At 68.7% G+C, this 8,536-nt stretch carries 8 protein-coding genes and 3 pseudogenes; 6 read left to right on the top strand and 5 right to left on the bottom strand.

The annotated features are described in order from the left end of the window. Positions 1 to 1,264 (bottom strand): glycerol-3-phosphate dehydrogenase/oxidase (locus tag ADBZ6I_RS13730; protein ID WP_526384733.1); only part of this gene is annotated, 1,264 nt, incomplete at its 3' end. After that, a complete protein-coding gene (locus ADBZ6I_RS13725; RefSeq protein ID WP_526384731.1) occupies positions 1,261 to 1,842 on the bottom strand; it encodes a TetR/AcrR family transcriptional regulator in 582 nt (193 codons plus the stop codon). The genes ADBZ6I_RS13725 and ADBZ6I_RS13730, both read right to left, overlap by 4 nt. Before the next feature lie 53 nt (positions 1,843 to 1,895). On the opposite strand from ADBZ6I_RS13725, the gene ADBZ6I_RS13720 reads away from it, so the two are divergent. Continuing rightward, the gene (locus tag ADBZ6I_RS13720; protein WP_526384737.1) at positions 1,896 to 3,473 is read left to right on the top strand and encodes an FAD-binding oxidoreductase; all 1,578 of its coding nucleotides are present in this window, start codon (positions 1,896 to 1,898) and stop codon (positions 3,471 to 3,473) included. A 5-nt stretch (positions 3,474 to 3,478) separates the two neighbouring features. Beyond that, entirely contained in the window at positions 3,479 to 4,375 is an 897-nt protein-coding gene (locus ADBZ6I_RS13715; RefSeq protein WP_526384735.1) for a diacylglycerol kinase, read from the top strand. On the opposite strand, the gene ADBZ6I_RS13710 is transcribed toward ADBZ6I_RS13715, so the two are convergent. Further along, positions 4,372 to 5,028, bottom strand: coding sequence for a TetR/AcrR family transcriptional regulator (locus ADBZ6I_RS13710; protein ID WP_526384729.1), 657 nt, complete (start codon positions 5,026 to 5,028; stop codon positions 4,372 to 4,374). The two genes, ADBZ6I_RS13715 and ADBZ6I_RS13710, sit on opposite strands and share 4 nt — an antisense overlap. Before the next feature lie 76 nt (positions 5,029 to 5,104). Between ADBZ6I_RS13710 and ADBZ6I_RS13705 the strand changes: the two are divergent. The 4 genes and pseudogenes from ADBZ6I_RS13705 to ADBZ6I_RS13690 all read left to right on the top strand — a co-directional run. After that, positions 5,105 to 5,245: pseudogene (locus tag ADBZ6I_RS13705) on the top strand (SDR family NAD(P)-dependent oxidoreductase); the annotation flags it as partial. Beyond that, a pseudogene (locus tag ADBZ6I_RS13700) lies at positions 5,240 to 5,359 on the top strand (SDR family NAD(P)-dependent oxidoreductase); the annotation flags it as partial. The pseudogenes ADBZ6I_RS13705 and ADBZ6I_RS13700, both read left to right, overlap by 6 nt. An 18-nt stretch (positions 5,360 to 5,377) precedes the next feature. After that, the gene (locus ADBZ6I_RS13695; protein WP_526384727.1) at positions 5,378 to 6,301 is read left to right on the top strand and encodes a ferritin-like domain-containing protein; all 924 of its coding nucleotides are present in this window, start codon (positions 5,378 to 5,380) and stop codon (positions 6,299 to 6,301) included. After that, complete coding sequence (locus tag ADBZ6I_RS13690) at positions 6,298 to 7,764, top strand: flavin-containing monooxygenase (RefSeq protein ID WP_526384725.1); 1,467 nt, start codon at positions 6,298 to 6,300, stop codon at positions 7,762 to 7,764. Before ADBZ6I_RS13695 ends, ADBZ6I_RS13690 begins: the two co-directional genes overlap by 4 nt. Before the next feature lie 7 nt (positions 7,765 to 7,771). On the opposite strand, the gene ADBZ6I_RS13685 is transcribed toward ADBZ6I_RS13690, so the two are convergent. Both ADBZ6I_RS13685 and ADBZ6I_RS13680 read right to left on the bottom strand, forming a co-directional pair. Continuing rightward, on the bottom strand, positions 7,772 to 8,284 hold the full coding sequence (locus tag ADBZ6I_RS13685) for a DUF3145 family protein (RefSeq protein ID WP_526384723.1): 513 nt from the start codon (positions 8,282 to 8,284) through the stop codon (positions 7,772 to 7,774). 108 nt (positions 8,285 to 8,392) lie between these two features. Continuing rightward, positions 8,393 to 8,536, bottom strand: a pseudogene (locus ADBZ6I_RS13680) (serine hydrolase); the annotation flags it as partial.

The raw sequence follows: 8,536 nt of genomic DNA, 5'->3' as shown, positions 1-8,536 counted from the left end.
CGGCCGTGAGCCCCCGCTCGCCGATCGCGCGGTCGAGGACGTCCTGCGCCATGTGCCGGTACTCGGTGAGCTTGCCGCCGACGACGCTGAACAGGCCGTCCGCGGACTCCAGCACCGCGTGGTCCCTGGAGAGGTCCGACGTGCGCCCAAATTCCTTCCCCGGTCGCTGCGCTCCCGCCCTCCGGTCCTGCCCCGCGTCGATCAGCGGGCGCAGACCCGCATACGCACCCGTCACGTCGGCCGGGGTCAGCGCCGTCTGCAGCGCGGTATTGGCGGTGTCGAGCAGGAATCCGATCTCCGCCGGTGTCGGCTCGGGCACGTCGGGGATCGGGCCGGGCGACTCCTCGTCGGTCAGGCCCAGGTACACCCGGCCCAGCTGGGCCGGTAGGGCGAAAACGAACCGGTTGGTCTCGCCGGGGATCGGAATGGTCAGTGCCGCAGTCGGATTGCCGAACGTGGCGGCGTCGAACACCAGGTGGGTACCGCGGCTGGGACGCAACCGGATCGACGAGTCGACCTCGGCCGCCCATACCCCGGTCGCGTTGATCACCGCACGGGCGGCCAGCTCCAGGGTCTCGCCGGTCAGCGTGTCGGTGAGCCGCACCGACGAACCCGTGGCATGCGAGGCCGCGACGCGGGTGAGGATTGTCGCGCCGTGTCCAGCGGCGGTGCGCGCCACCGCGACCACCAGCCGGGCATCGTCGATCAGCTGGCCGTCGTAGGCCAGCAGGCCGCCGTCGAGCCCGTCGCGTCGCACCGTGGGCACCATGGCCAGGGCTTCGGTGGCGCTGATGCGGCGCGGCCGCGGTAGCACCGAGGACTTGGTGCCCGCCAGCATGCGCAGCAGGTCACCGGCGCGGAACCCGACGTTCACCAGCGCTCGCTGACCCCGGCTCATCGACGGCAGCAGCGGAACCAGCTGAGGCAGGGCCCGCACCAGGTGAGGGGCGTTGCGCGACATCAGGATTCCGCGTTCGGCCGCACTGCGCCGGGCGATGCCGATATTGCCGCTGGCCAGGTAGCGCAGGCCGCCGTGCGCCAGCTTGGAACTCCACCGGCTGGTGCCGAAGCCCAGGTCATGCTTCTCCACCAGCACCACCGACAGCCCCCGACTGGCCGCGTCCAGGGCGATCCCCGCACCGGTGATCCCGCCGCCGATGACGACGACGTCCACCGTGCGGCCATCGCCGAGTCCGGCCAACTCGGCGGTGCGCCTGGCGGCGTTGAGGGCGGTACTGCCGGGCTTATCGAAGGGCCTGGTCATGGGTGCAGGTATCCGTTCAGTGCGTGGGTGAGTTCGGCGCTCAGCGCGTCGGCGGTCAGGATGGGCTCGACGATCTGGCCGGACTGGATCACCGACTGGGTGATGAGCAGCACCATCGCGGCGAGCTGACGCGGATCCCCCGGCCGAACGGTAGTGGCGTCCTGCGCTTTCCGCAGTTCCTCGGCGACCAGGTCGATGAGAATCTGCTGGCTGGCGCCGAGCCGGTCGGCGATGTAGACCATCGCCAGTTCCGGTGCCGAGCGCAGCACGGTCAGCAGCAGGTCGTCTCGGCGCAGGCGGGTGGCCACCGCCACGATCCGCTCGACGACGCCTTCCCGGCCCGCGGATCGGGCGGGCACCGCCCGCCACGCGCCGGTCACCCGCTCGGTCAGCATCGACGCCAGGATGGTCCGGGTGTCCGGCCAGCGCCGGTACACCGTAGGTCGGCTCACCCCGGCGCGACGGGCGATCTCGGCGAGGGTGACCCGTTCGACGCCGAAATCGCGCACACAGCTGGCCGCGGCCGCCAGGATCCGGTCCCCGACGTCCACCGCCTCAGCGTTACTGATTGACATCATCTGTAATACTGTAACCCGTGGCCGAGACTGATGCGGGAAACCTGTTGCCTCCGATGGCGTGGGACGCCTGGGGCGACCCAGCGCTGGCCAAGCCGTTGTCCGACGGGATCCGCTCGCTGCTCGAGCAGGCCCTCGGGGTGTCCGGCACCGAGATCGCCGCGCCGGGAATCGACGAGGTGCAGCTCACGCGATCGGCGCTGGCGCAGACCCACCTCGACGGGCTCACCGCGATCCTCGGCGAACAGTATGTGCGAACCGGCGACCGCGACCGGCTGCTGCACGCCGGCGGCAAGTCGACACCGGATCTATTGCGCCGCAAGCAGCTTCACCAGGATGCCCCGGACGCCGTCCTGCTGCCGGCCGGCGAGGACGAGGTCGCGGCGATCCTGGGCTATTGCTCGCGCAACCGCATCGCGGTGGTGCCCTTCGGCGGTGGCACCAGCGTGGTGGGCGGCGTCGATCCCGTCCGCGGCGACTTCGATGCCGTGGTCACGGTGGATCTGCGCCGCCTCGACGCGCTGCACTGGATCGACGGCGTCTCCGGCGAAGCCGAACTCGGCGCCGGGGTCACCGGGCCGGACGCCGAGCGTCTGCTCGGTGAGCACGGTTTCTCCCTCGGACACTTCCCGCAGAGTTTCCGTTTCGCCAGCATCGGCGGCTTCGCCGCCACCCGGTCCTCCGGCCAGGATTCGGCCGGCTACGGGCGGTTCAACGACATGGTCCGCGGCATGCACGTCGTCACCCCGGCGGGTCCGCTGAACCTCGGCCGCGCCCCGGCCTCGGCGGCCGGACCTGATCTGCGCGAACTGTTCTGCGGCTCCGAGGGCGCGTTCGGCGTGATCACCCGGGTGCGGGTCCGCATCCACCCGGTGCCCGAGTCGGTGCGCTACGAAGCCTGGTCCTTCCCCGACTTCGCCACCGGCGCCACCGCGTTGCGCGCGGTCACCCAGATCGGCACCGGACCGACCGTGCTGCGGTTGTCCGACGAGGTCGAAACCGGCGTCAATCTGGCGACCACCCACAGCATCGGCGAACAGAGCGTCACCGGCGGCTGCCTGGCCATCACGGTGTTCGAGGGCAGCGCGGCGCATACCGAGAGCCGGCACGCCGAGACCCGTGCCGTACTGGAGTCACACGGCGGCACGTCGCTGGGTGAACAGGCAGCGAAGGCGTGGGAGAACGGCCGTTTCGACGCGCCGTATCTGCGGGATTCACTGCTCAAAGCCGGCGCTCTGTGCGAAACCCTGGAGACGGCAACCGCCTGGGCAGGCGTCCCCACGCTCAAGGCCGCGGTCACCGAGGCCCTGACGTCGGCGCTCACCGCCAGCGGCACCAACGCCCTTGTGATGTGCCATATTTCGCACGTCTACCCCACCGGCGCGTCCTTGTACTTCACTGTCGTGGCCGGGCAGCGCGGCGACGCCGCGCAGCAGTGGCAGGCCGCCAAGGTCGCCGCGTGTGACGCCATCGTGGCGGCCGGTGGCACCATCACCCACCATCACGCGGTCGGTGTCGACCACCGGCACTGGATGCCCGCCGAGATCGGTGAGTTGGGCGTCCAGGTGCTGCGGGCGGTCAAACAGACCCTCGATCCGGCCGAAATCATGAACCCGGGCAAACTGATTCCGTGACGTCCATCTCGCGTGTCACCGTCCTGACCAATCCGATGGCCGGGCACGGCAACGCGCCGCACGCCGCCGAACGGGCCGTCGCCCGGTTCCAGGAGATCGGCATCGACGTTGTCGCCATCGTCGGCCGCGACGCCGCACACGCCCTCGAACTGGCCCGGCACGCCGTGGCGGACGGCACCGACGCGGTCGTCGTCGTCGGCGGCGACGGCGTCATCCGGCTGGCCCTGCAGGCGCTGGCGCGCACCGACACTCCGCTGGGCATCATTCCGGCCGGCACCGGCAACGACCACGCCCGGGAGTACGCCATCCCGACCGGCGATCCGGCCGCGGCCGCCGACGTCGTCGCAGCGGGTAACACCACCACCGTCGACCTCGGGCTCATCCGCGGCGGCGACGGCTCGGAAACCTGGTTCGGCACCATCGCCGCAACGGGATTCGATTCACTGGTCAGCGACCGGGTCAACCGGATGCGCTGGCCGCATGGCCGGATGCGCTACAACCTGGCCATCGTCGCCGAACTGTCCCAGCTGCGTCCGCTGCCCTTCCGGCTGATGTTCGATGGCGGGCCCGAGATCGTCACCGACCTCACCCTGGCGGCGTTCGGCAACACCCGCAGCTACGGCGGCGGGATGCTGATCTGCCCCAATGCCGACCACTCCGACGGACTGCTCGACGTCACCATGGTCCGCACCGGGTCACGCAGCACGCTGATCCGGCTGTTCCCCACCGTGTTCAAAGGCACCCATATCGAACTCGACGAGGTGACCACCCGGCGCGCTCGCACCGTGACGGTGGATTCCCCGGGGATCAACGCCTACGCCGACGGCGACTACGTCTGCCCGCTGCCCGTGGAGATCTCCGCGGTGCCCGCGGCGTTGCGGATTCTCGTGCCGGCGCGCTAGTCCGCGCTGCTGTCACGGTCGTCGCCGGTGTCCAGGTAGGCCGCGGCCAGGGTCGCCCCCAGCCGGCTGCAATGCTCGATGACCTCCGGTGCGTCGACGTCGAGCAGGCCGGACTGCCACGCCGTCATCAGTTCGACGAAGCCGCCGATGCCGACCAGGGCGTCCATCCGCAACGCCAGTTCGTCGGCGCCCGGCTTCCGAAAGGGCTTGGCGGCGTTGACCATGATGTCGGTGGCCTGATGCAGGACGGCGGTGCGGCGCTGCTCCAGCACCGCGCTGCCCACGTGATGACCGAACATGATCTGCGCCCAGCCCGGGTCGGCGGCGATCCGCTCGACCACCACCGCAATGCCCTTGCCCAAAGTCTCCATCGGCGGCCGGGCCGGATTCTCGGTGAGGACGGCGACCACGTCGGCGATCAGATCGTCCTTGATGCCGTCCCACACCGCCGCCAAGAGTTCGTCGCGGTCGGCGAAGTGTTCGTAAAAGTACCGGTCGTTGAGCGACGTCCGCGCGCACACGCCGCGCATCGTCACCGCCGCCCAACCGCCGTCGACCCACATCTCGGTCGCGGCGTCGATCAGGCGCTGCCGGCGCTCGGCGTGCCGCTCGGCGGCGGTGCGCCCGCCCCAGACTCCCGCTTTCGCTGGCACGTGTCCATGTTGACATCCCGGACGGCCGGGCCCAAACTGGTGGCATGCGCGGCCAGTGGTGTCAGGTGCCCTCAGAATGAGATTGGCCATCCCCGGCCGCGGCAGTCGTCGTAGTGCCGGCGCGGCCGCTGTGGTGACGGGCGCGGGCAGCGGCAGCGGCATCGGATTCGCGATCGAGATCGCCCGCCGCAGCGGCCGGGTCGTCTGCGCCGACAAGGGCCGTCTGCACGTCGTTCCCCAACTCGACGCAAAGGTCATCTGGCAGGCCAAACGTCTGGTTCCGGCCACCTACACCCGGACGCTCGGCGTCGTCGAGCGCCTCGCCCGCTGATTCGACAGGAGTCCTACGATGGCATTCGAGTACGGCGACATGCTGGCCACGATCAAGGACAAGCAGTGGGCGCTGGCCGACATCGACTGGGGCGCACCGGGTGCCGACGCGATCACCGACGACCAGCGCCCCAAACTCAAGGAGTTCATGTCCGACCTGGTGTGGATCGAGAATGTCGGTGCGCGCGGCTTCGCTGCGCTGGCCCGCAAAGCACCGTCCGACGAACTGAAGCAGATTTACGAGTACTTCCACGCCGAGGAACAGCGGCACGCCAACGCCGAGCTCGCATTGATGCACCGCTGGGGCATGATCGCCGACGGCGAGATGCCCGTGCCGAACAAAAACATCCGCCTGGTGATCGAGTGGCTGGACCGCTACTCCGACTCCATGCCGCTCGCCACCCTCGGCACCGTCATCCCCGCTCTGGAGACCGGCCTGGACGGCGCGCTGGTGAAGTTCCTGCTTGACGAGGTCAGCGACCCGCTGTGCCATGAGGTGTTCCAGCACATCAACAGCGACGAATCCCGGCACCTGGCCGTCGGATTCCAGGTGCTCGACATGCTCGGCGCCGGGCCGATGCGCAAAATCCTCATCGACGGCGCCGCCACGCTGATGCAACCATCGGTGATGCTCGGACTGCTCATCTACTCTCCGCTGCTGACCCGGATGATCACCAACATCACCGCGATGGGCCTTTCCGAAGAGAAGCTCTACAACGCCATCCGCCGCTTCGACAAAGCCGGGAAGCGCAGTGCCAACACCCGCCGCCTGCCTACCTTCCACGTGATCAGGTATCACTTCGACGCAGCTGTCAACAAGAAGCAGCCGTTCCAGTTCTTCGCCGAGACAATGGGTTCGGTGATCGACCGGTTCCCGGTCGGAATCCTCGGCAAGACGCCGTCATGGTCGGAGGAGCTGACCCACGAACCGGTGTCCCGATGAGCCCGACCCCGTCGGTGCTGATCGTCGGCGCCGGATTTGCCGGGCTGGGCACTGCAATCCGACTGCTGCAGAACGGCATTGACGAATTGGTCATCCTCGAACGCGGTGACCGCGTCGGCGGCACATGGCGCGACAACACCTACCCGGGCGCCGCCTGTGACATCCCGTCAGTGCTGTACTCGTACTCGTTCGCACCCAACCCGCACTGGTCACGCGCGTACTCCGGTGGAGCCGAGATCCTGCGCTACATAGAGGGTCTGGTTGACAAGTACGGCCTGCACCGTCACATCAGATTCGGCGAGGACGTCACTGCGCTCAACTTCGACGACACCACTGGAACCTGGACCGCCGACACCCGCTCCGGGACCACGTACACCGCCCGCGCAGCGGTGCTGGCGCCCGGCCCGCTGGCCAATGTCAGCTGGCCGGACATCCGGGGCCTGGACAGCTACACCGGACACAAGATCCACAGCGCCCGCTGGGATCACGGCTACGACATGGCGGGCAAGCGGGTGGCCGTGATCGGCACCGGTGCCAGCGCCGTGCAGATCATTCCGAAACTGGTGAAGACGGCCGCGAAAGTCAAAGTGTTCCAGCGCACCCCGGGCTGGGTGCTGCCGCGGCCGGATTTCCGCCAGCCCGCCTGGACCAAACAACTGTTCCGCCACCTACCGGTCACCGAACAGCTCACGCGGCAAGCCTGGTTCTGGGGACACGAAGCCGCCGCGGCCGGGATGGTGTGGAACACCCCAGCTACCGACGCCATCCAGGCGATCGCTAAAGCCCATCTGCGCCAACAGGTCCGCGACCCTTGGATGCGCCGTCAGCTCACCCCCGACTTTCGCGCCGGGTGTAAGCGGATGCTGATGTCCAACGACTACTACCCGGCGCTGCAGAAGGGCAACTGCAAGCTCATCACCTGGCCGATCGCGACGATCTCGCCCAACGGCATCCGCACGGCCGACGGCATCGAACACGAAGTGGACTGCATCGTCTTCGCCACCGGCTTCGACGTCGCCAAGACGGGGACGCCGTTCCCCGTGGCCGGGCGCGACGGGCGCAAGCTCGCCGATGAATGGTCAAGCGGGGCATACGCCTACAAGAGCGTTTCGGTCTCCGGTTACCCGAACCTCTTTCTGACGTTCGGTCCGAACTCCGGCCCGGGTCACAACTCCGCGCTGCTCTACATGGAGGCGCAGATCGACTACATCGTCGCGGCTGTGCAACTCATCGCCGAGCTGGACATCCGCTTTCTCGACGTCCGGAGGGACCGGCAGGACGCCTACAACGCCGCGATTCAGCGGCGGCTGCGGCGCACGACGTGGAACTCCGGGTGCAGCAGTTGGTATCTCACCGCCGATGGGCACAACGGCACCATGTTCCCCGGTCTGGCCAGTCAGTTCAGCCGGCAACTGGCCCGGGTCGACCTCGACGACTACCGGGTGACGGTGCGAGCCGGCTGACGCCCGCCTAACCCACTCCCCGGCTCAGCCAGCTGACCTCGCCGCTGTCCCCACCGTCGCGGTAGGGCTCCAACGCGTCGTCCCATGCCGTGCCCAGCACGGTGTCCAACTCGGCCGCCAGGGTGTCCGCCCCGGCCGCCATCAGGGTGCGCAGGCGCATCTCGCCGACCATGACGTCGCCGTTGGCACTCATCGCACCGGCCCACAGGCCCAGCTGCGGGGTGTGGCAGAACCGCTGACCGTCGACGCCGGGGCTGGGGTCCTCGGTGATCTCGAAACGCAGCACCGACCACGACCGCAGCGCGTTGGCCAGTCGGGCACCGGTGCCCACCGGCCCGCGCCAGTTGGTGACAGCACGCAGTTGCCCGGGCATGGCAGGCTGCGGAGTCCACTTGAGGTTCGCCCCTGCACCGAGGGTCGACGACAACGCCCACTCGACATGCGGGCACACCGCCGCGGGCGAGGCGTGGAGATAAACCACACCTGTCGTCGCGTCGGCGAACTGGTTCGACGCACGCATCACTGCCTCCTCCGGCTCCACTAGGGACGTCTTCCCCAACGACCTGGTGTTTCCGAAGATGCAGTTGTGTCGTACGTGCCTATTGTGCCCTTTGGGACCCTTGTTGCGCTAGTCCGAGTTGAACTCGGATAACACCTGGTCGGACAGGGCGGGCCAGAGCGGTTTGGCCCAGTCGTCGAAGTCCCGGTCGGTGAGCACCACCAGGGCGAGCCGACGGGCCGGGTCGACCCACAGGAACGTCCCGGACTGCCC

Origin of the sequence: Mycobacterium sp. (assembly GCF_044342925.1) — a bacterium.
Taxonomy (GTDB): Bacteria; Actinomycetota; Actinomycetes; order Mycobacteriales; family Mycobacteriaceae; genus Mycobacterium.
This window is presented reverse-complemented; position numbering and strand designations above follow the sequence as displayed.